This window comes from Agreia sp. PsM10, assembly GCF_030433855.1.
Classification (GTDB): domain Bacteria; phylum Actinomycetota; class Actinomycetes; order Actinomycetales; family Microbacteriaceae; genus Agreia.
This window is the reverse complement of sequence record NZ_JARUXC010000002.1, coordinates 143,636-164,563: the sequence shown is the minus strand read 5'-3', so window position 1 is coordinate 164,563 and position 20,928 is coordinate 143,636. Positions and strand designations below refer to the sequence as shown.

17 protein-coding genes, 1 tRNA gene and 1 other RNA gene are annotated in these 20,928 nt (G+C 67.9%); 5 read left to right on the top strand and 14 right to left on the bottom strand.

Annotated features, from left to right (window positions below; all coding sequences use genetic code 11):
• Window positions 1-33: 33 nt before the first annotated feature.
• From QCD70_RS02870 to QCD70_RS02860, 3 genes are all read right to left on the bottom strand, one after another.
• Entirely contained in the window at window positions 34-639 is a 606-nt protein-coding gene (locus QCD70_RS02870) for a response regulator transcription factor (RefSeq protein WP_301213637.1), read from the bottom strand.
• A 106-nt stretch (window positions 640-745) separates the two neighbouring features.
• Complete coding sequence (locus QCD70_RS02865; protein ID WP_301213636.1) at window positions 746-1,444, bottom strand: SGNH/GDSL hydrolase family protein; 699 nt, start codon at window positions 1,442-1,444, stop codon at window positions 746-748.
• 6 nt (window positions 1,445-1,450) lie between these two features.
• Window positions 1,451-3,793, bottom strand: coding sequence for a glycosyltransferase family 2 protein (locus QCD70_RS02860; RefSeq protein ID WP_301213635.1), 2,343 nt, complete (start codon window positions 3,791-3,793; stop codon window positions 1,451-1,453).
• Window positions 3,794-3,890: 97 nt separating this feature from the next.
• Here QCD70_RS02860 and QCD70_RS02855 point away from each other — a divergent pair, with 97 nt between their 5' ends.
• Entirely contained in the window at window positions 3,891-5,468 is a 1,578-nt protein-coding gene (locus tag QCD70_RS02855) for a chitinase (protein ID WP_301213634.1), read from the top strand.
• On the opposite strand, the gene QCD70_RS02850 is transcribed toward QCD70_RS02855, so the two are convergent.
• From QCD70_RS02850 to QCD70_RS02820, 7 genes are all read right to left on the bottom strand, one after another.
• The gene (locus QCD70_RS02850) at window positions 5,465-6,058 is read right to left on the bottom strand and encodes a DUF1707 SHOCT-like domain-containing protein (RefSeq protein ID WP_301213633.1); all 594 of its coding nucleotides are present in this window, start codon (window positions 6,056-6,058) and stop codon (window positions 5,465-5,467) included. The genes QCD70_RS02855 and QCD70_RS02850 overlap by 4 nt on opposite strands.
• 77 nt (window positions 6,059-6,135) lie before the next feature.
• Entirely contained in the window at window positions 6,136-7,203 is a 1,068-nt protein-coding gene (locus QCD70_RS02845; RefSeq protein WP_301213632.1) for an aspartate-semialdehyde dehydrogenase, read from the bottom strand.
• A 138-nt stretch (window positions 7,204-7,341) separates the two neighbouring features.
• A complete protein-coding gene (locus QCD70_RS02840; protein ID WP_301213631.1) occupies window positions 7,342-8,298 on the bottom strand; it encodes a type IV toxin-antitoxin system AbiEi family antitoxin domain-containing protein in 957 nt (318 codons plus the stop codon).
• Between the two features lie 200 nt (window positions 8,299-8,498).
• Entirely contained in the window at window positions 8,499-9,794 is a 1,296-nt protein-coding gene (locus QCD70_RS02835; protein ID WP_301213629.1) for an aspartate kinase, read from the bottom strand.
• A gap of 60 nt (window positions 9,795-9,854) precedes the next feature.
• Window positions 9,855-11,567, bottom strand: a complete 1,713-nt coding sequence (locus QCD70_RS02830) for a bifunctional 3'-5' exonuclease/DNA polymerase (RefSeq protein ID WP_301213628.1) — start codon at window positions 11,565-11,567, stop codon at window positions 9,855-9,857.
• A gap of 2 nt (window positions 11,568-11,569) precedes the next feature.
• Entirely contained in the window at window positions 11,570-12,169 is a 600-nt protein-coding gene (gene recR, locus QCD70_RS02825; protein ID WP_044441714.1) for a recombination mediator RecR, read from the bottom strand.
• Window positions 12,170-14,401, bottom strand: coding sequence for a DNA polymerase III subunit gamma and tau (locus tag QCD70_RS02820; RefSeq protein WP_301213627.1), 2,232 nt, complete (start codon window positions 14,399-14,401; stop codon window positions 12,170-12,172).
• A gap of 82 nt (window positions 14,402-14,483) precedes the next feature.
• On the opposite strand from QCD70_RS02820, the gene QCD70_RS02815 reads away from it, so the two are divergent.
• Entirely contained in the window at window positions 14,484-14,900 is a 417-nt protein-coding gene (locus QCD70_RS02815) for a GNAT family acetyltransferase (RefSeq protein WP_301213626.1), read from the top strand.
• 144 nt (window positions 14,901-15,044) lie between these two features.
• Window positions 15,045-15,950 carry an endonuclease domain-containing protein gene (locus QCD70_RS02810; RefSeq protein ID WP_301213625.1) on the top strand — a complete coding sequence of 302 codons (906 nt, stop codon included), beginning with the start codon at window positions 15,045-15,047 and terminating at the stop codon, window positions 15,948-15,950.
• A gap of 49 nt (window positions 15,951-15,999) precedes the next feature.
• On the opposite strand, the gene QCD70_RS02805 is transcribed toward QCD70_RS02810, so the two are convergent.
• From QCD70_RS02805 to ffs, 3 genes are all read right to left on the bottom strand, one after another.
• A complete protein-coding gene (locus tag QCD70_RS02805) occupies window positions 16,000-17,184 on the bottom strand; it encodes an acetate/propionate family kinase (protein ID WP_301213624.1) in 1,185 nt (394 codons plus the stop codon).
• Entirely contained in the window at window positions 17,181-19,331 is a 2,151-nt protein-coding gene (gene pta / locus QCD70_RS02800) for a phosphate acetyltransferase (RefSeq protein ID WP_301213623.1), read from the bottom strand. Before pta ends, QCD70_RS02805 begins: the two co-directional genes overlap by 4 nt.
• A 116-nt stretch (window positions 19,332-19,447) precedes the next feature.
• Window positions 19,448-19,544: signal recognition particle sRNA small type (ffs, locus tag QCD70_RS02795), an RNA gene on the bottom strand.
• A 53-nt stretch (window positions 19,545-19,597) separates the two neighbouring features.
• Here ffs and QCD70_RS02790 point away from each other — a divergent pair.
• Window positions 19,598-20,251 carry an SDR family oxidoreductase gene (locus QCD70_RS02790; protein WP_301213622.1) on the top strand — a complete coding sequence of 218 codons (654 nt, stop codon included), beginning with the start codon at window positions 19,598-19,600 and terminating at the stop codon, window positions 20,249-20,251.
• Between the two features lie 89 nt (window positions 20,252-20,340).
• Here QCD70_RS02790 and QCD70_RS02785 read toward each other — a convergent pair.
• Window positions 20,341-20,425 (bottom strand) — tRNA-Ser (locus tag QCD70_RS02785).
• A gap of 94 nt (window positions 20,426-20,519) precedes the next feature.
• On the opposite strand from QCD70_RS02785, the gene QCD70_RS02780 reads away from it, so the two are divergent.
• Window positions 20,520-20,921 carry a hypothetical protein gene (locus QCD70_RS02780; RefSeq protein WP_301213621.1) on the top strand — a complete coding sequence of 134 codons (402 nt, stop codon included), beginning with the start codon at window positions 20,520-20,522 and terminating at the stop codon, window positions 20,919-20,921.
• Window positions 20,922-20,928: the final 7 nt, after the last annotated feature.

The window sequence follows — 20,928 nt, the reverse complement described above, 5'->3', positions numbered from 1 at the left end:
CGCCTTCGGCATCGGTGCCGAGCAGGAGACCGGTCAGGACACGAGCCCGTCTTCGGCCGCTCTGCGGATCAGGTCCTGTTTCGAGTGGGTGGGTCGGCCGGAGGCCGCATAGTGATCGCGGATGCGGGAGAGGTGACCCTTGACGACCTCGAACGAGAGGCCGAGCTGCAGTCCGATGTCGACCGGGCTCAGCCCGTCGGCGTACAGCCGCAGGGTCTCGAGCTCTGCGTCGACGAAGGCGCCCGCCTCCTGCGCGCTGGACCACGCCGACCGGACGGCGTCGACGACCGCGTCGGCGGGAGAGGACTTGGGCACGAAGGCGGAGGCCCCGGCCGCCAGCGACCGCTCGCGGATCTCGTCGGTCTCGAGGGCGCTGACGACCACCACGAGCGCACCGGCGGCCAGACACGTTCTCACCCGCGTCTCGATCGAGATCGGCTCCTGCAGCTGCAGGTCCATGACCACGACGTCGGGGGCGAAGGCGGGATGCCGGATGAGTTCGAACCATCCCGTTGCGCTGATGACGATGTCGAGGTCGGGGGCGTTGCTGCGCATGTACATGGTCAGCCCGTCGAGCAGAAGCTCGTGGTCATCGACGATGCCGACGCGACACGGTCGCGCAGTCGATTGCGTTTTCACGTTCTCCCCCTGAGTTGACGCACTCGCGCGGGACGACTCCCCCCAGAGGCGCGCGATGCCTTCACACTACTCGCTCTGGCACGGATTCGCTGGGGCGAACCGATCACTACAGCCCGAGTCGATCGAGTTCGTCCGACATCCGCCGCGCCATCTCGGCGTATCCCTCGTCATCGGGGTGCAGGCCGTCGGCGGCCATCCATTCGGGATGCCCTTCGATCCAGTGCGATGCCCCGTCGATTCGATCGGCTCCGATGGCGCGCGCCTCGTCTGCGACCCACGCGCTGATGGTCTCGAGGCTCTGCGGGCGCTCGTCCGTGTACCAGAAGGGCTCGACCACGATGATGCGCGCGTCCGGCAGCACCGCACGAAGGGCGGTGAAGTCGGCGACGATGGCCGCGTGCACCTCGTCGGACCGGGCGGGCATCGAGAAATTGTCGTTCAGCCCCATGGTGACGAAGACGATGTCGGGGTCGGATGCGATGACGAGGTCGACGAGATCGCCGTCCGGCGGCAGGAGGTCACGGTTGTTGACGAAACCGAGGCCGTTGACGCTGGGATTGACCTCGTTCCAGCCGCGATCGGCGCTGATCACCGTCGACCACCGCTTGCTCGGATCGCTCGCCCCGGTACCCAGCGTGTAGGAGTCGCCGTAGAAGGCGACCACGGGTCCGCCCGGCGCGACGTTGCCGGTACTCGACTCCGCCGGCGACTCCGAGCCACGGGATCCGAACACGATTCCCCCTCCGACCACGACCGCGAGCACGGCGAGCACGCCGATGAGTATCGCCGGTCGCCGTGATGTCATGTTCGTCTATTCGGAGCGGTCGTTCCCGGAGATTGCCCCTCCGGCATTCACCCGACTGCGGGGCGAGGTGCTGCGAATCCCGATACGACGACGACGGTCCTTCGACTGCCGGAGATCGCGGCCCAGTCGCCGGTCGCCGTGATACAGGATCGTCTGCCAGTCGACCGGAGCATCCGGGTCGACGAGCGAACGCTCGGGCTGCTTCTTCGCCCTGCGGTCGACGTAGAGGAAGTTCAGGAATCCGAGCCAGACATCGACCACGGAGTTCCAGATGCCGATGTAGGCGCGGATCGCGCCGGCGGCCATCACGGCGTTGAAAGCGGCGAACAGGGCGTTGCCCCAGTTCTGCAGAACGATGTCGCGGTACAGCGTGAAGAGGGAGAACAGCACGATGAGGTAGGGCGTGAGCACGTAGAGCGCGGGGGCGGCCGTGCGGTTCTTGACCTTCGGCGTACGTACGAACGGGATCTTCTCGCCCGTGATCATCTGCTGGAACGACTTGAAGACGCCCGCGAGGTTGACCGGCAGCAGCACGAGGTTGAAGCCGTAGATGCGGAAGATGTCGCTGAAGCGATGTCCCGCGGTGCGCAGGTCGCTTCCCATGGCGATGAAGTACGGCAGGGCGGCGAGGAAGACGAAGGGGCTGAGGAGCCGACTGTCGTAGGGGTACGCCAGCAGGAACAGCAGACCGAAGCTCGCCCAGGCGATCGAGGCCATGTAGTTGGTTCTCAGCAGGACCTCACTGAGCAGCACGCGGTCGCGATTGAAGCGGCGCTCCCTGAGCTGATCCCAGAACTTCGGGAGAATGAGCAGTCCGCCGTTGGCCCAGCGTCGTCGCTGCACGATGAGCGAGCCGAAGTCGGGCGGGGTGGCGCTGTAGCTGAGGCGCTCGGGGTAGTTCACCAGCGTCCAGCCGTGCGTGCCGAGGTCGATGCTCGACTCGGTGTCCTCGATGACCGTGCGGTCCTGGATGTACGTCTTGACCTCGAAGCCGGCGACGACCTCGACCTCGACGATGTCCTCGAGGGCGCGCTTGCGGATGACCGCGTTCGCGCCCACCCAGAACGTGGCGTTGTAGTAGGTCATGCCCTGATGCAGGATGTGCTGCAGGTCCGTGGTCGCGCCGGCGACGCGCTCGATGCGCGTCGGGGCGCCACGGAACGCGGAGTAGGGCGTCTGGGTCACGGCCACGCGTGCGTTCTCGGGCTGCTCGAGCAGATAGACGAGTCGAACGCAGTAGTCGCGCAGCAGCAGCGAGTCGGCGTCGAGGGTCAGCAGATACGTCGTCTCGGGGATGACCAGATCGGCCGAGGCCTCGTCGTCGGCCGGCCGGAGAACGACGCCGTCCGCGGTCTCCTCCGCCGCCCACGCGCCGCCCATGAGGCCGATGTAGGAGTTGAGGTTCATCGCCTTGTTGGCCTCGTGCGAGAGCGACGCGAACTTCTTGCGCTCGAAGTAGTCGAGCTTCGCGGTGAAGATGCGGGAGAGCCGCAGAGCAAGCGTGATGAGGCGGTCCGCATCCGGGTACGAGTCCTGGTCGAGTGCGCCGCCCAGGGCCACGATGGTCAGCCGGAGCTCGCGAGCCAGTCCCATGACGACCTGGTCGACGAAGAACTCGTCGACGTGATCGCCGACCTGTTCGGTATCGGCCATGGCCTCGAGCCATTCCGCCGCCGCCACGTAGTCGTCGACCAGCGCCTCGACGTCGTCGCGCAGCACCGTGTCGTCGGTGGCGAAACGCGCCGTCATCGACGCGACCGAGCGGCGGAATCGCTCGCCCGGAACTCTCAGAGCGCCCTCGATCTGGGCGGCGAGCGCGCGGGTCGCCTCGAGCGTCTCGGCCTTCTCGGGATCGCTGGGGAAGGGCGGGTCGTCGAGGAGGAGCACGATGCGCAGGTCGGGGAACTCCTGCAGGGCGGCCGACCACAGGGTGGCCCGCACCACGAGGGTCTCCTCCGCGTAACTGGGAACCAGAACCGTGATGCCGTCGGAGTACTCGGCGAAGTGACGGTCGAGCTCTCCGCGTGGAACCCGCACGTGACTGCGGAACCGGTAGAGGGCTCCCTGCCTGGCGAGCAGATACATCAGCGCGGAGAACGTGAGGATCGTGACGACGATCAGGTAGCTGACCGCTTCGACCGTGAAGCGGAAGCCGGCACCCGGATTGTTGACGAGCTCGCGGAGCACCGTGGTGATGACGTAGATCAGCCAGAATCCGATCGTGGCCACGATGGCGAGGCGCCCGAGGGTGACCTTGCGAGCGCTCGGCTTCGGGTGGACGATCGACAGCGGTTCGCTGCGCCTCTCCGACCCCCACTGCCGTCGCCGGCCCTTTGTTCCGTCCGCCATGGCACATCTCCCCGGGAAGTTCTGAATGTCCTACAAAGTTGACAGTGTCTCACGTTTTTGTGCGAAAGTGAGTACTGATCAATTTTTAGGGGAACTCTTGTCCACACGCTTTCCAGGCCGCCGTCTGTCCGTACTGCGGCTGTCCGGTGTCTTCATCCTCATCGCAGGTCTCGTCTTCTCCGGCTTCCAAGGGTGGAAGTGGTTCCAGGACGCGAACTCGGTGACCGCCAAGGCCTGGATGGCCGGTTATGTCGACGTCACGGCCACGCCGAGTTTCGCCTTCGAGAACCCGACCGACTCGGCCGGCGACAACGTCGTGCTGTCGTTCGTCGTCGCATCCAAGACCGACCCCTGCAGCCCGTCGTGGGGCACGTACTACTCGATGGACGAGGCCGACCAGGCCCTCGACCTCGACCGGCGCATCGCCCGACGCGACCAGCAGGGCGGCGATGTCATCGTGTCGTTCGGCGGACTCCTCAACGACGAGCTGTCGACCGGCTGCACCGACCCGGACGAGCTCAAGAAGGCCTACGAGTCGGTCATCGACCGCTACTCGCTCAGCACCATCGACCTCGACATCGAGGGCGCGAACCTCACCGACACCGCCTCGGGCGACCGGCGCGCGGCGGCGATCGCGAGCATCCAGCAGGAGCGCGCCGGCACCGACTCGCCCCTGGCCGTCTGGCTCACGCTCCCGGTCGCCCCGTCGGGACTCACCACCGACGGCACCGACGAGGTCACCCGCATGCTGTCCGCCGGCGTCGATCTCGCGGGCGTCAACCTGATGACCATGGACTACGGCGACAGCCGCGAGACGGGGCAGTCGATGCTCGACGCCTCGATCGACGCCGCGAACTCGGTGCACAGCCAGCTGCGCACCCTGTACGACCGACAGGACATCTCGCTCGGCCCGGTCGAGCTGTGGAACAAGATCGGCCTCACGCCGATGATCGGCCAGAACGACGTGGCCGGCGAGATCTTCACCCTCGACGACGCCAAGGCGCTCAATGCCTTCGCTGTGAAGAACGGGGTCGGCCGCATGTCGATGTGGTCGCTCAACCGCGACACCACCTGCGGATCGAACTACCCGGACGTCACGCGCGTCAGCGATTCATGCAGCGGCGTCGACCAGGGCGACCTGACGTTCGCCTCCCTCCTCGGCGACACGCTGACCGGCTCGCCCGAGTCGGCGGCCGGCGCCGTGACCACGTCGGTGCCGACGTCGAAGGAAGACCTCACCGACGATCCCACCACGAGCCCGTACCAGATCTGGGATGCCGACTCCGCGTACCAGAAGGACACGAAGGTGGTCTGGCACCGCCAGGTGTACATCGCCAAGTACTGGACGCAGGGCGACATTCCCGACAACCCCGTGCTGCAGGCGTCGGAGACGCCCTGGGAGCTCGTGGGCCCGGTGCTGCCGGGCGAGACGCCCGTGCCGGTGCCCGTTCTCCCCGCGGGAACGTACCCGGAATGGCAGGGAACGAGCATCTACACGAAGGGCGACTTCGTGATGTTCGACGATGCGGCCTACGAGGCCAAGTGGTGGACCCAGGGCGACAGCCCCCAGGCCGCCGGCAGCGACCAGGACGCGTCGCCGTGGCGGCCCCTCACCGACAACGAGGTACGCACGATCCTCGGCATCCCCACCGTGGGCACCGGTGACGTCGGCTAGCGCCGGCGCTTGCGGTCGGGCTTGCCGTTCGGCCCGTAGATGATGATGCCGGCGACCGGGATGAGAGCGAACCAGAGCCAGCTGTAGCTCCAGCTGAGGGCGCTGCCGGTCACGAAGAAGAGGGCGAGCGACACGAACGGCACGATGGCCATGACGGTCGCCCCGACTCGGCTCACCTCGGCCGGCTGCGGGTCCTTCCATCCCTCGGTCGCACTCGGGGTCGTGGGCTGAACCACGGGCGAGCCGGCCGGCCGGGCCACGCTCTGGATGTCGGGGGCGCCGTACGCGGGCATGGCATCGCTGGGCGCGGGGTCGGCGAACGTCGTCGGCGCGGGGTCGGCGAAGCCGGTCGACGCAGGCCGCACGGCGTCGCTCACCGACGCGGGAAAGGTCGTGGCGGGAAGGTCGTCGAACAGGGGGGCGAGATCGCCCCTCGTCACCGCGTTGCGCGCGGCCTTGCTGCGCTCGGCGAACTCGGCCTCCGAGAGGCGCCCCTCCGCCACGTGCTGACGGAGCTCGGTGACCGCACGATCACGTTCGGCCGTGCTGAGGCGATAGCTGGGATTGCCCGAATAGTCCGGAATGCTCATGAGGCCATTGTGTCAAGGCCTGTCTCCGCGCGCATCCACCGTCGAGTGGATGCGCGCGAGACGGCGACGCAGACGGCCTAGACGGCGACGGAGACCGAACGCTGGGCCGCGATGTACTCCGCGATCTGCACGGCGTTCAGCGCGGCACCCTTGCGCAGGTTGTCGTTGCTGATGAACAGTGCGAGCCCGCGGCCGGCAGGCGCTCCTTCGTCGGCGCGGATGCGGCCGACGTAGCTCGGGTCGTTGCCCGCGGCCTGGAGGGGCGTGGGCACCTCCGACAGTTCGACCCCCGGTGCCTTCGACAGCAGCTCGGTGGCGCGCTCGGGGCTCAGCGGCTCGGCGAATTCGGCGTTGATCGACAGGGAGTGCCCCGTGAAGACCGGAACACGTACGCAGGTGCCGCTGACGAGGAGCTCGGGCAGCTCGAGGATCTTGCGGCTCTCGTTGCGCAGCTTCTTCTCTTCGTCGGTCTCGTTCGAACCGTCGTCGACGATCGAACCCGCGAGCGGGATCACGTCGAAGGCGATGGGCCGCACGTAGGTCTGGGGCTCGGGCATCGAGACCGCGTCTCCGCGGTGCACGAGCTGCAGCAGATCGGGGTCGGCGACGGCCGCGCGCGCCTGGCCGGCGAGTTCTTCGGCTCCCTTGAGGCCGCTGCCCGACACCGCCTGGTAGGTCGAGACGATGAGCCTGGTCAGGCCGGCCTCCTCGTGCAGCACCTTGAGCACGGGCATCGCGGCCATCGTGGTGCAGTTGGGGTTGGCGATGATGCCCTTGCGCGCGTCGGCGATCGCGTGGGGGTTCACCTCGCTCACCACGAGAGGAACGTCGGGGTCCATGCGCCAGGCGCTCGAGTTGTCGATGACGAGCACGCCGGCGGCCGCGAAGCGCGGGGCCTGGGCGCGCGAGCCCGTGGCTCCCGCCGAGAAGAGCGCGATGTCGAGGCCTGACGGGTCGGCGGTCTCGATGTCCTCGACCACGACCTGCTCTCCCCGGAACTCGAGAGTCGTTCCGGCGGAACGGGCTGTGGCGAAGAATCGGATGCTCGAAATCGGGAAGTCGCGTTCCTCGAGCAGGCGGCGCATGACTGTGCCGACCTGTCCGGTCGCTCCGACAACGCCAACGTTCAATGCCTGTGCAGCCACGGTATGTTCCTCAGGTGATGGGCGCGGCCATCTGCCGCAAACTCCTACTTTACCAAGCCGCCCGTGCTCGCCGCGGGTGTTGCCGAACACGACGGATGTTACTGGGCGACCGGCAACATCCGTCGCCCCGGGCAACACTCACCGCCCTGTGATTCTGGGGACACCGATTCGCAGGAGACGCCGGGCGATCTCTGGCGGGTTGCGAAGTTCGGGCGGGCCCCAGCGGGTGACTCCGTTGTCCTCGTCCCGGAGGTGGTCCTCCCGGATCTTCTCTTCGTATATGACGTCTCCGGCGTTCTCCCCGAGCCTCATTGCCTGCTTCAGGTATTTGCCGAATCCGTCGAACTCTGCGATCGCGTTGTGCTCCGGCCACTCGTGATCGGTGTAGTAGAAGCCTCCCCTCGGATTCACGTGCTGGACCTGAAGGAGAGGCTCCGGAAATCCGAGCGCGATGATCGCGAGCCTGCTCAGCGTTTCTCCGGCATTGTCGGCACCGACCCGGGCCGCCTCGATGGCCCGCCCGGCCCGAGCGCGGCCGTTCGTGCGGGGCGAACGGAGAAGACCGTCGAGGAGTTTCTCTCGCGTCAGAACATGACGGCCGGCACGTCTCTTATGCAGCGTGAAGTCGATCGCCGCGACGGCGACAGGAAAAGGCATGGTTCGCGCCAGATCGATCGCCGTGCGCTCGAGGCTCGTGACGAGCACCCCGTTGCGCTCGGTCACATCACCGTCGTGCATCGCCTGACGATGAACAACCACGCCGTTCTTGCTGCGCGAATGCGAGGTCGCGTCGGCGACCACGTGCACCTCTGCGGGCCACGGGCGGTCGGCGAGCGGAAGGCCCCAGATGGCAGCCGCCGAGGCATGACCGAAAACCGGATGCCGGTGGGTCGAGTCGACGGCCAGCACGTTCGCGAGGTGGCGGCCGTACGTGTCGAAACCGGCCCAGGAGCCCGAGGCCACATAGACCCCTCGGCGGACTCGGCGCGTGTCGGTGCCCGAGGAGCGCTGGAGCTGGCGAAGCGCATCGGGATCGAGATCGCGGGCGAGGAGGAGATCACGCGCGCGGGGAGTCCGGGTCGGCGAAGCTGTCATGCGCTCCAGAATGACGGGAGCAGCGGCAGCAGGGCCTGCGATCAGACCCGTCGGTGCACAACTCGGCGGAGTCGGGGGACGGTGAGGAGTGTCCGATGCCTGAGTCCGGACCGAGGCGAATGTTGCCGAGCGCGACGGATGTTGCCGGGCGACCGACAACATCCGTCGCCTCGGGCAACACTCGCGGGTGCGGCCGACACTCAGCGGCCGGTTCCTCCGTGGACTACGGCCTCGGTGTCGCCGTCTAGGCCGAAGGCCGTGTGCACGACGCGCAGGGCGTCGTTGATGGTGTCGGCCCGGGTCACGACCGAGATGCGGATCTCGCTCGTGGAGATCATCTCGATGTTGATGCCGGCCTCGTAGAGGGCGGTGAAGAGTCGGGCCGAGACACCCGCGTTGGTGCGCATGCCAGCGCCGACGAGAGCGAGCTTGCCGATCTGGTCGTCGTACTGCAGCGACGCGAAGCCCACGTCGGACTGGTCGGCGCGCAGGGCGGTGAGCACCGTCTGGCCCTCGGTCTTCGGCAGCGTGAAGGAGATGTCGGTGAGCCCCGTGGAGGCCGCCGACACGTTCTGCACGATCATGTCGATGTTGGCGCCCGTCTTGGCGACCAGGTTGAAGATCTGCGCCGCCTTGCCCGGGATGTCGGGGACTCCGACGACGGTGATCTTCGCTTCGCCCAGGTCTGTCGCGACTCCGGCGATGAGTGGCTCTTCCACGGCGTTCTCGCTCTCTGTGGGGAGACCCTCCGCGGGGTTCTCCGATGGGTTGTAGACGATGGTGCCCTCGTTGTTGTTGAACGAGGAGCGCACGTGCAGGGTGACTCCGTGGCGACGGGCGTACTCCACGGCACGGATGTAGAGCACCTTCGCGCCGTTGGCCGCCAGCTCGAGCATCTCTTCACTCGTGATGCGGTCGATCTTCCTGGCCCTCGGAACCACGCGGGGGTCGGCGGTGAAGATGCCGTCGACGTCGGTGTAGATCTCGCAGACATCGGCGTCGAGGGCTGCGGCGAGCGCCACGGCCGTCGTGTCGGAGCCGCCTCGGCCGAGGGTCGTGATGTCTTTGGTGTCGCGGTTGAACCCCTGGAAGCCCGCGACGATCGCGATCGCGCCCTCGTCGAGCGCCTCGCGGAGCCGCACCGGGGTGACGTCGACGATGCGCGCCGAGCCGTGCCGGGCATCCGTGATCATGCCGGCCTGGCTGCCGGTGAACGAGCGGGCCTCGTGACCCAGGCTCTTGATGGCCATGGCCAGCAGCGCCATGGAGATGCGCTCCCCCGCGCTCAGCAGCATGTCGAGCTCGCGCGGCGCCGGCATCGGCGTGACCGCGTGGGCCAGGTCGAGCAGTTCGTCGGTGGTGTCGCCCATGGCCGAGACGGCGACGACGACGTCATTGCCCGCTTTGCGCGTCTCGACGATGCGCTTGGCGACACGCTTGATGCTCTCGGCGTCGGAAACCGATGATCCGCCGTACTTCTGCACGATCAAGCTCACGTAAACACTCCTGATATGACGAGGATGGGCCCAGCGTGCAATCTTAGCGGGCGCGCGGGGTCACGCCTTGGCCTTGTCGTAGCTGTCGACCACGGCGACGGTCACCGGGAACTGCACGGGCACGGCGCCGAACAGCAGCCTGCCCGCGTCTTCCGCGGCCGCGCGCACCTCGGCCGCCACGGTGTCGGCGAGCGCGGCGGGGGTGTGCACCACGATCTCGTCATGCAGGAAGAAGACGAGGTGGGGCCTGTCACGCAGCGGGAGCCCGGGGCCGAGGAGAACGAGCCGTCGCCGGAGCCCCGCCATCCACGACAGGGCCCACTCGGCCGCCGTTCCCTGGACCACGAAGTTGCGGGTGAATCGTCCCCAGCTGCGGCGCGCGGTCTTGGCCCGGGTCTGCACGGCCTCGCTCGCGCCCTCCTGCTGGGCGTCGTCCTGAGCCTCGCGCCACTGCGCCGACGGGAGAGGCGAGCTGCGGCCCAGGTGGGTCGACACGACGGCGCCGCTCTCTCCAAGGCGCGCGGCCTCTTCGACGAACCGGATGGCATCCGGATAGGCCCGCGCCAGCCGCGGAAGCATACGACCGCTCTCGCCCGTGGTTCCGCCGTACATCGCGCCGAGCATTCCGACCTTGGCGTGTGCGCGTGTATCGACGGCACCGGATGCGACGATGCCGTCGTAGAGATCACGGTCGCGCCCGGCCGCGGCCATGGCTCGATCGCCCGACATGGCCGTGAGGATGCGCGGCTCGAGCTGCGCGGCATCGGCGACCACGAACATCCAGCCCGGATCCGCGATGACGGCGCCGCGAACCTGGTGCGGCAGCTGCAGCGCTCCCCCGCCGTCGGCGGCCCACCGGCCGGTGACGACTCCGCCGGGCACGTAGACGGGGCGGAACCGACCGCCTTCGACCCAGCTGTCGATCCAGTTCCAGCCGTTGGCGGTGAGCAGGCGAGACAGCTTCTTGTAGGCGAGCAGCGGTTCGATGACCGGATGCTCGTGGCGGGCGAGCTCCCAGCGGTTCGTGCTCGAGACATCGATGCCGGCGCGACGCAGCGACTTGACCAGTTCGACGGGCGAGTCGGGATTCGCGGTCGGATCGTCGATCGCGGCGCGGATCTCGACGAGCAGTTCGTGCATGCGCGCGGGCCGCTGGCCCGGCTGGGGTCGTTCTCCGAGCAGGTCGACCAGGAGCTCGTTGTGACGGGCCGCATTCCAGGGCAGGCCGGCGTGCTGCATCTCGATCGCGATGAGGCTGCCGGCCGACTCTGCCGCGAGGAGCAGCGACAGGCGGTTCGGATCGGGGGCTCCGGCGACGGCCGCCCGCTGCAGCCGGAACTCCTCGACGGGGTCGAGGCCGGCCTCGTCGTCGCGACCACGCTGCACCCCGAGCTCGAAGAGCGTGTCCGGCTGGCCTTGCTCTGCCCAGGTGGCCGGGGCGTCCCAGGGGGAGACGGGAGCGAGGGCCAGCTCCGACGAGGCCGTCGCCGACGAGGCTCGCAGGATCGCGTGGCACAGACGCAGGTCGACGCAGCGTTCGACCACCACGTCGTGCGCCAGCAGTTGCGGGTACCAGCGACGGGTGTCGTCCCAGACCCAGCGCGGCGACAGCCGCTCCCGACGTGCTACCTCGTGCGGGAACCGATCGCGCGCGACCGTCTCCGGCTGGCCGAGCAGCCTGCCCGCGTCGTCGAGCTCGGTCAGGATCACGGCATCGTCGCCTGCACCGGCCGTATGAGCACCGGCCGTACTGGCACCGACCGCGATGTGCACGATCAGCTCTCGACGAGCCGACGCCCCTCGAAGGCACGACCGAGGGTGACCTCGTCGGCGTACTCGAGGTCGCCTCCGACCGGAAGCCCGGAGGCGAGGCGGGTGACCCGGATCTGCAGGGTGTTGAGCAGGCGGGACAGGTAGGTGGCCGTGGCCTCGCCTTCGAGGTTGGGGTCGGTGGCGATGATCACCTCGGTGATGTTCACGTCGGCCAGTCTCTGCATGAGCTCGCGGATGCGCAGGTTGTCGGGGCCGATGCCGTCGATCGGACTGATCGCACCGCCCAGCACGTGGTACAGGCCGCGGAACTCGCGAGTGCGTTCGATGGCGACCACGTCTTTGGCCTCTTCGACGACGCAGATGACCGTCTGCTGCCGGCGCGGGTCGCGGCAGATGGAGCACGTCTCCTGTTCGGACACGTTGCCGCAGATGGAGCAGAAGTGCACCTTGTCGCGCACCTCGATGAGCACCTCGGCCAGCCGGGTGACGTCGAACGATTCTGTCTGGAGGATGTGGAACGCGATGCGCTGTGCCGACTTCGGGCCGATGCCCGGGAGTCGTCCCAGTTCGTCGATGAGCTCCTGGACGATGCCTTCGTACACTTAGCCGTCGCTTCTCTGCGTGTTGCGGGGAGCCACGGGCTGCTCCTCGATGAAATTTGCGCCCAGGATCTCGCGGACGACGGCCTCGCCGTAACGCTGACGACCGGAATCGGTGGTGGCGACAGGAGCGGCTCGCGGGGCCGGGGTCTCGGGTCGAGCCTTGGCGAGCGTGGGCACGGGGGCCTGAACGGGCGCAGACGACGCGACGGGCGCGGATGCCGGCTCGGGCGCACGGAAGTCGGGCTCGGGTTCACGATCTTCTTCGGGCACCGGCTCGACCGCTGCATCGGGCGTGGGATCGGACTGCGGAATGGCGACGACGGCCCAGGAGCTGGTGACCGCTGTCGGCTTCTGCTGGTCGCGACCCGCTTCGGCCCGGCCGGAGGCCGGTGCTGCCGCCGACGGTGCGGATGCGGGCGCCGGGGTCGGGGTCGGCTCGGGCGCCCGGGTGGCGGTGGCCGCGGGCGCCGCCGAAGCACCCGGATGCTCGACGCGGGCGATGTACTTGACCCGCACGCCGAGCAGGTCGAGGATCGCCTGCCGGAGGATCTCGCTGACGCCCTGGCCGGGAGCCTGCTGCTGCTTGAACTGGGCGACGTCGTTCTCACTGGGGAACGCCAGCGTGAGGACGTCGTTCTCGAAGGCGCGAACGGTCGCCGTGTAGACGACGAGCCAGGCGCTGCGCTTGGCCTTCTGAACTGCCTCGAGGATCTCCGGCCACGTGTCTCGCACCTGCTGCAGCGTGACCGGCCCAGCGGGGGCGACAGGTTGCACCGGGGCGGCGGGCTCGGCCTGCTGCTGCGGCTCGACCTGCTGAGGTTCGGTCTTCTGCGGTTCGGCCTGCTGCGATTCGGGCTGCTGCGGGGAGGCGACGGCAGGATCAGCCGCCCGCGCGGGTGCCGCCTCGGACGCGGACGGCGCCGTGGCCGCACGCTCGACGGCGGGTTCGGGTGCGAGTGAAGGAACCGTCGCGGGTGCGGATACGGCTGTCGGTTCGGGGGCAGCGACCACGGCGGGGGCGGCGCGCTGAACCGGCGCCGCGGCCCGCGGCGCATCAGTCGTCTCGACTCCGACACGACGCTCGAGGCGTTCGATGCGGGCGAGCGAGCCGCGCTCGGTGTCGTCGCTGGCGGGCACGAGCACCCGGGCCACCATGAGCTCGAGGTGCAGGCGGGGGCTCGTGGCGCCCGTCATCTCGGTGAGCGCCGCGTTGACGATGTCGGCCGTGCGCGAGAGCTCGGCGTGGCCGAACTGCTGCGCCTGGTGGTGCATGGCCTGCAACTCGTCGGTGGGCACTCCGCGCAGGACGGCGCCGGCCGCCTCGATGCTGGTGGTGGCGCTGACGATGATGATGTCGCGAAGGCGCTCGAGCAGGTCTTCGACGAAGCGGCGCGGGTCTTGGCCGGTCTGGATGACGCGGTCGACCGCGCCGAATGCGGCTGCCGCGTCGCGCACGCCGATGGCGTCGATGACCTCGCCCAGGAGGGCCGAGTGGGTGTAGCCGAGCAGGGCGACGGCACGCTCGTATTCGATCGTGCTGCTCTCGGAGCCGGCCATGAGCTGGTCGAGGAGCGAGAGGGTGTCGCGGGGAGACCCTCCGCCGGCGCGCACCACGAGCGGAAGGACGCCCGGGGCCACCTTCATGCCCTCGCTGTCGCAGAGCTGCTGAACGTATTCGAGCAGCTGCGCCGGCGGGACGAGTCGGAAGGGGTAGTGATGCGTGCGCGAGCGGATGGTGCCGATGACCTTGTCGGGCTCGGTCGTGGCGAAGATGAACTTCACGTGCTCGGGCGGCTCTTCGACGATCTTGAGCAGGGCATTGAAGCCCTGCGGGGTGACCATGTGCGCCTCATCGAGGATGAAGATCTTGAAGCGGTCGCGTGCGGGAGCGAAGACGGCACGTTCGCGGATGTCTCGCGCGTCGTCGACGCCGTTGTGGCTCGCGGCGTCGATCTCGACGACATCGAGCGAGCCGCCGCCGTCGCGACCCAACTCGACGCAGCTGGGGCACACGCCGCACGGGGTGTCTGTGGGACCCTCTGCGCAGTTGAGGCAGCGGGCGAGGATGCGCGCCGACGTGGTCTTGCCGCAGCCGCGGGGACCGGAGAAGAGATAGGCGTGGTTGACCCGGTTCGTGCGGAGCGCGGTCATCAGCGGATCGGTCACCTGCGACTGGCCGATCATCTCGGCGAACGCCTCAGGTCGATAGCGGCGATAGAGGGCGGTGACCATGCAGCAATCGTAACGGTCGCCACCGACACCCCGCCCGCCGCATCCGGAGCCTGTGGACGGAACACTGTAAGAGGATGGAGGGATGCAGATACGCCCTTTCACTCCCGAAGACACCGATGCCGTGATCGAGCTGTGGACCTCCGCAGGGCTCGTGCGCCCGTGGAACGATCCGCGCAAGGACATCGAGCGCAAGCTCACCGTGCAGCCGGAGCTGTTCCTCGTGGGAGAGTCGGACGGCGTGGTCGTGGCGGCCGCGATGGTGGGGTACGACGGACACCGCGGGTGGGTCAACTACCTGGCCGTCTCACCCGGATCCCGGGGCCTCGACTACGGCCGCCGCATGATGGAGGAGGCGGAGCGGCTGCTCATCGAGCTCGGCTGCCCGAAGCTCAACCTGCAGATCCGCAGCGACAACGCCTCGGTGCGCGCCTTCTACGAGCACCTCGGCTACACCGAGGACGCCGCGGTGAGCTACGGAAAGCGCCTGATCGCCGACTGAGCGTGCGAACTTGTCCACCTACGAGGGCCACCTCGTCCTATAGCGACGAGCACCACTCCTCAGCTGTACAAGTTTTACCGCGCTCGTCCACAGAAGACCGCCTGAACCGGCCAGGGGCACCCATTCAGGTCGAAACTCGTGCAGATGACACACATCATCGACGTTCTCTCCGCGCATGGCGGACTTGCCCACTCTTCCACCCTTCAGGCCGACGGAGTCAGCCTCGCGATGACGCGTCTCGCGGTGGCCCGCGGCGACATCGTGCGGATTCGTCAGGGGTGGTTCGCCCTCGACACCGCTCCTCAGGCGCTGGTGAACGCCGTCAAAGTCGGCGGGCGGCTGAGTTGCGTGAGCCTGCTTCGGCTTCACGGCGTCTGGTGTGTCGACGACCGCCTGACCCATCTCAGCCACACCCGGCGCCTCACGAGACTCCGTGCGCCTAATGGCACTCCCCTCACAAGACCTGAGCGATGGGGCATCCGACTCCACCCGGCTCGGGGCTCGCATGATGCCGCTCGGATCGTCGACAGCATCGACGAGGCGCTCCTGAGCGTCTTCTCATGTCAGGCTCGCGACGACGTGATCGCCTCCATCGACTCAGCGCTGAACCTCGGCCTTACGACGATGGACCGCCTGTCGGCTCTGCCGTTGTCGGCCGAGTACCGAACTTATCTGGAGCTGGTGGACTCCGCCGCGCAGTCGGGCCTCGAGTCGAAGGCCCGCCTGGGCTTTCGGCGGCGAGGCATCCGGTGCCGCTCGCAGGTCTTCATCAGAGGGGTGGGAACGGTCGACCTGCTGATCGGCGATCGACTCGTGATCGAGTGCGACGGCATCACCTGGCACAGCTCGGCCAAGGCTCATGACGAGGACTGCCGCCGCGACCTCGAGCTTCATCGCCTCGGATACATCGTGATCCGAGTCACCTATCGTCAAGTGATGTTCGACTGGGCGAGCATCGACGAGGTCGTACGCGGATACGTGTCCAGGCGGGAACACCGCTGGGCGGCACGCCATCGCCGAGCAGGCCTGAGGTCGACTTGTACGGTCTGAGCGGCCACCAGGTCGTATAGCGACGAGGAGGCCGCCTATGGCGTACAACTCAGATCACGGCGAGGGTCTGCCGCGCGATCTCCAGTTCTTCGTTCGTGGGAATGACCAGCACGGCGACCCGTGACGCATCCGTCGAGATGAGCCGTGCACCGCGCTCGGGCGACTCATTGCGCTCCTCATCGATCTCGACGCCCAGGATGCCGAGGCCCTCCAGCGCTCCCGCCCGGACGAGCGGGGTGTTCTCCCCCACTCCCGCGGTGAAGACGATCGCGTCGAGACGGCCGAGGTGCGCCGCATAGGCGCCCACGTACTGCTTCAGCCGGTGCAGGTAGACGTCGAGAGCCGCCTGCGAATCGACGTCGCCCGAACGCGCGGCGGCGATCATGTCGCGCATGTCGCCGTGGCCCGAGAGACCCAGGATGCCGCTGCCGCGGTTGAGCAGCGTGTCGAGGTCGTCGAACGTCTGGCCCGTCTTGCGGTGCAGGTGGAAGAGCACAGCGGGGTCGAGGTCGCCCGACCTCGTGCCCATGACCAGTCCCTCGAGGGGCGTCATTCCCATCGACGTCTCGACCGACCTGCCGTCGGAGACGGCGCAGGCCGACGCCCCGTTGCCGAGGTGCAGCACGATCGTCTTCGTGTCCTCCAGCGACCGCCCGAGGAACTCCGCCGCGGCCTCCGACACGAACTTGTGCGACGTTCCGTGGAACCCGTAGCGACGAATGCGGTGCTGGTCGGCGAGCGTCTTGTCGATGGCGTAGGTGTAGGCGGCCGGCGACAGCGTCGAGTGGAACGCCGTGTCGAACACCGCCACGTGCGGCACGTCCGGGAACGCCTTTTGCGCCGCCGTGATGCCCTGCAGGTTCGCCGGGTTGTGCAGCGGCGCGAGGTCGGCCAGGTCTTCTATGTTGATCTTCACGAGATCGGTCACGATCGTCGCCTCGAAGAAGCGCTTTCCGCCGTGCACGACGCGATGGCCCACGGCCACGGGCGGATGCTCGTCGAGCGACGGTCCGTTCGCCCGGAACGCGTCGAGCATCACCTGGAACCCCTGCGAGTGGTCTCGGATCGGCAGGTCGAGCTCGCTCGAGCCGTCGGGGGTCGTGTGCTTGGAGTGCCCGGTCTGGTCACCGATGCGCTCGACGAGGCCGGAGGCGAGCACCTCTTCGGTCGTCATCTCGATGAGCTGGTACTTGAACGACGACGAACCGGAGTTCACCACGAGGATCGCGCTCACGCGGACACTCCTTCTGCTGCGACGGTTTCGACGGGCTGAGCCGCCGCCTGGATCGCCGTGATGGCGATGGTGTTCACGATGTCGGCGACGAGCGCGCCGCGCGACAGGTCGTTGATCGGCTTGTTGAGGCCCTGGAGCACCGGCCCGATCGCCACGGCGCCCGCGCTGCGCTGCACCGCCTTGTAGGTGTTGTTGCCCGTGTTGAGGTCGGGAAAGATGAACACCGTGGCGCGACCGGCCACCTCGCTGTCGGGCATCTTCGTGGCCGCCACCGCGGCATCCGCTGCGGCGTCGTACTGGATCGGCCCCTCGACCAGCAGGTCGGGGCGCCGCTCGCGCACGAGGCCGGTGGCGGCGCGCACCTTCTCGACCTCGGCGCCCGAGCCCGATGTCCCCGTCGAGTACGAGAGCATCGCGATGCGCGGGTCGACTCCGAACTGCGTGGCCGTGGCGCTCGACGAGATGGCGATGTCGGCGAGCTGCTCGGCGGTGGGGTCGGGGATGACGGCGCAATCGCCGTAGACCAGAACGCGGTCGGCGAGCGCCATGAGGAACACGCTCGAGACGACGGATACGCCGGGCTGGGTCTTGATCACCTCGAACGCCGGGCGGATGGTGTGCGCGGTGGTGTGCGCGGCACCCGAGACCATTCCGTCGGCGAGACCCAGCTTCACCATCATCGTTCCGAAGTACGAGACGTCGGTGATGGTGTCGCGTGCCTGCTCGACGGTGACGCCCTTGTGCGCTCGCAGTCGGGCGTACTCCTCGGCGAACGGCTGGCGGTACTTCTCGTCGAACACGCTCACGATGTGCGCGCCCTCGAGGTCGAGTCCGAGACCGGCCGCCCTGGTGCGCACCTCGTCCTCCTCCCCCACGATCGTGAGTTCGGCGATGCCGCGGGCCAGCACGGTGCTCGCGGCCCTCAGCACGCGGTCATCGTCGCCTTCGGGGAGCACGATGTGCCGGCGCACGTGGCGGGCCTGGTCGATGAGGCCGTACTCGAACATGAGCGGCGTGACGACGGTCGATGAGCTCACGTCGAGCAGTTCGAGCAGTTTCGCTCCGTCGACGTGCTGCTCGAACAGGGCCAGTGCGCTGTCGTACTTGCGCTGCGAGTCGGCGGCGAGACGCCCACGGGTCGACGTGATGCGCAGCGCCGTGTCGTAGGTTCCGAGGTCGGTCGTGACGATCGGCAGGGTCGAATCGAGACCCGAGATCAGGCGGGTGATCGGTTCGGGCAGATCGAAGCCTCCGTTGAGGATGATGCCCGACAGCGACGGGAAGGTCCCCGAGGCGTTGGCCATGAGAACCGCGAGGAGCACCTCGGAGCGGTCGGCGGGGATCACCACGACGGCGCTCTCGGTGAGCCGGGGAAGCACATTGACCATCGACATGCCGGCGACGACCACGCCCAGCGCCTCGCGATTGAGCAGGCTCGCATCGCCCGAGAGCAGCGAACCGTTGGTGGCCTCGACGAGGTGCTGCATGGTGGGAGCGACCAGAACGCGGTCCTCGGGGATGGCCCAGATGGGAACGGATGCGGGCGCGTCGATGGCGGAACCGATCGCATCCCGGATCTCGTCGAGCCGCTCGGGATCGGCGCGGTTCGACACGATGCCGAGCAGGGTGGCGTGCGCCAGCTTGAGCTCGACCTGGGCCAGCTCGGTGAGCTGGCGCATGTCGTCGGGCGTGCGGGACTCGGAGTAGCCGAGCGTCTCGGACGAGCCCTGACCCTTGCGCCCACCGAGCACCAGCAGCACGGGCGCGCCCAGGTTGGCCGCGACGCGGGCGTTGAACGACAGCTCGGAAGGGCTGCCGACATCGGTGTAGTCCGAGCCGAGGATGACCACCGCGTCGCACTCTCGCTCGACCGCCTTGTAGCGCTCGACGATGACCGACAGGGCGGCATCCGGATCGTTGTGCACGTCGTCGTACGTGACGCCGATGGTCTGCTCGTAGCTCAGCTCGACCCCGTCGTGCGCGAGCAGCATCTCGAGCACGTAGTCGCGCTCGGCGACCGAGCGGGCAATGGGCCGGAAGACGCCGACCCTCTGCAGCGAGTGGCAGAGGGTATCGAGCACACCCAACGCGATCGTGGATTTGCCGGAGTGTCCCTCGGCTGATGCGACATAGATGCTTCTCGACACTTCAGTCCTTTTACGTTTCGTTGCTTGGGCCGTTCTCACCTTATTCGCCCACGGTGAGACGCGCCCGGGAGTGCGCCCAGCTTGGGAAGGTGTTCACGCACGCCGCCGAAACACAAAGAAAAGACCCCCCGCGCACCCGCCAGAGCCCGGTTACCCTTGCTACGTTTCCGTCCTGGGGGAGTTGGCCTGGATGGCGCCACGCGGGGAGCCGTCAACCACTTTACGCGAGGTTGTGCGCCTCTCGCGAACTGAGGTGTACTTGATGCATGCGTATTGCAATTGCGGGGGGTCACGGCAAGATCGCCCTGATTCTCCAGAAACTCCTCAGTGACGCCGGCCACGAGGCCGTGGGCCTCATCCGAAACCCCGAGCAGGCCGGCGATCTGCTCGTCGCCGGCGGCATCCCCGTCGTGCTCGACCTCGAGCAGGTCTCGGCCGAGACCCTCGCCGCCGATCTCGCCGGGGTGGATGCCGTGGTGTTCGCCGCCGGGGCCGGTCCCGATTCCGGGGCGGCTCGAAAGCTCACCGTCGACCGGGATGCGGCCGTGCTGCTGGCCGACGCGGCCGTGATCGCCGGCATCCGGCGTTACGTGATGATCTCGGCGATGTCGGCCGACTCGTTCGAGCCCGACTCCGACGATGTGTTCCAGGTGTACCTGCGGGCCAAGAGCGAGGCCGACTCGGCCGTGCGCCAACGCGACCTCGACTGGACGATCATCCGCCCGGGCGGCCTCACCGACGACCCCGGAACGGGCCTCGTGCACCTCGCAGAGAGCACGGGCCGAGGCTCGATCCCCCGCGCCGACGTGGCTGCGCTCGTGTACTGCAGCCTCGTCGACGGGGTGGGCCTGCACGCCCAGTTCGAGGCGATCGAGGGCGACGACCCGGTGGCCGAGGCGCTCACCATGGCGCGGTACTAGCGCCTTCCTCCCGGCGCACACCCCGAACGTACAGGCCACGAACGCACAAACCCCTGATCGAAGGAACAACCTTCGATCAGGGGTTTCGGCGGTGGCGGAGAGATTCGAACTCTCGATAGGTTGCCCTATACACGCTTTCCAAGCGTGCCTCTTCGGCCGCTTGAGTACGCCACCTTGCGTTCTTGACGAACCTGACTATCGTAACCGATGACGTGCACGGCATGCGACATGAGAGAACGGCGAAAGCCGTCACGATCCGGAGGCAGACATGGCCTACGTACCCAATGAATTACTGAGCCGCCTCGTCGGATTCCGCCTGTACTCGGTTCACTTCGTCATGGACTACGTGCAGCTCGGCTTCGACAGCGAGACAGACGAGACCGCGTCGATGAACTGCGATGTGTGGCCGGACGTCACTCTCGAGGGCAAGGTCTTCCGCGAGGCCGATCTCGGATACGCCGACGCGCTGAGGCGGCTCATCCCCGGCACTGTCGTCGAGACCCGCGAGAGCACCGGTCTCGGCCTGCTCCTGCTCTTCGACAGAGGTTCCATCGGATTTCATCCGAGAATCGAGGAGATCCACGCGGAGATCGCAATGCTCAGCGGTTTCAGCGACGGCGCCTGGATGGTCTGGCGACCGGGCGAGGACTCGTTCGAAGACGTGAGGTGAATGCGGC

What these genes read in the sequence shown, in the direction of transcription:
- QCD70_RS02865 (WP_301213636.1), bottom strand. Translation starts at nt 1,444, where the DNA reads ATGACATCACGGCGACCGGCGATACTCATCGGCGTGCTCGCCGTGCTC.
- QCD70_RS02860 (WP_301213635.1), bottom strand. Translation starts at nt 3,793, where the DNA reads ATGGCGGACGGAACAAAGGGCCGGCGACGGCAGTGGGGGTCGGAGAGG.
- QCD70_RS02850 (WP_301213633.1), bottom strand. Translation starts at nt 6,058, where the DNA reads ATGAGCATTCCGGACTATTCGGGCAATCCCAGCTATCGCCTCAGCACG.
- QCD70_RS02840 (WP_301213631.1), bottom strand. Translation starts at nt 8,298, where the DNA reads ATGACAGCTTCGCCGACCCGGACTCCCCGCGCGCGTGATCTCCTCCTC.
- QCD70_RS02820 (WP_301213627.1), bottom strand. Translation starts at nt 14,401, where the DNA reads ATGGTCACCGCCCTCTATCGCCGCTATCGACCTGAGGCGTTCGCCGAG.
- QCD70_RS02815 (WP_301213626.1), top strand. Translation starts at nt 14,484, where the DNA reads ATGCAGATACGCCCTTTCACTCCCGAAGACACCGATGCCGTGATCGAG.
- QCD70_RS02810 (WP_301213625.1), top strand. Translation starts at nt 15,045, where the DNA reads ATGACACACATCATCGACGTTCTCTCCGCGCATGGCGGACTTGCCCAC.
- QCD70_RS02790 (WP_301213622.1), top strand. Translation starts at nt 19,598, where the DNA reads ATGCGTATTGCAATTGCGGGGGGTCACGGCAAGATCGCCCTGATTCTC.
- QCD70_RS02780 (WP_301213621.1), top strand. Translation starts at nt 20,520, where the DNA reads ATGGCCTACGTACCCAATGAATTACTGAGCCGCCTCGTCGGATTCCGC.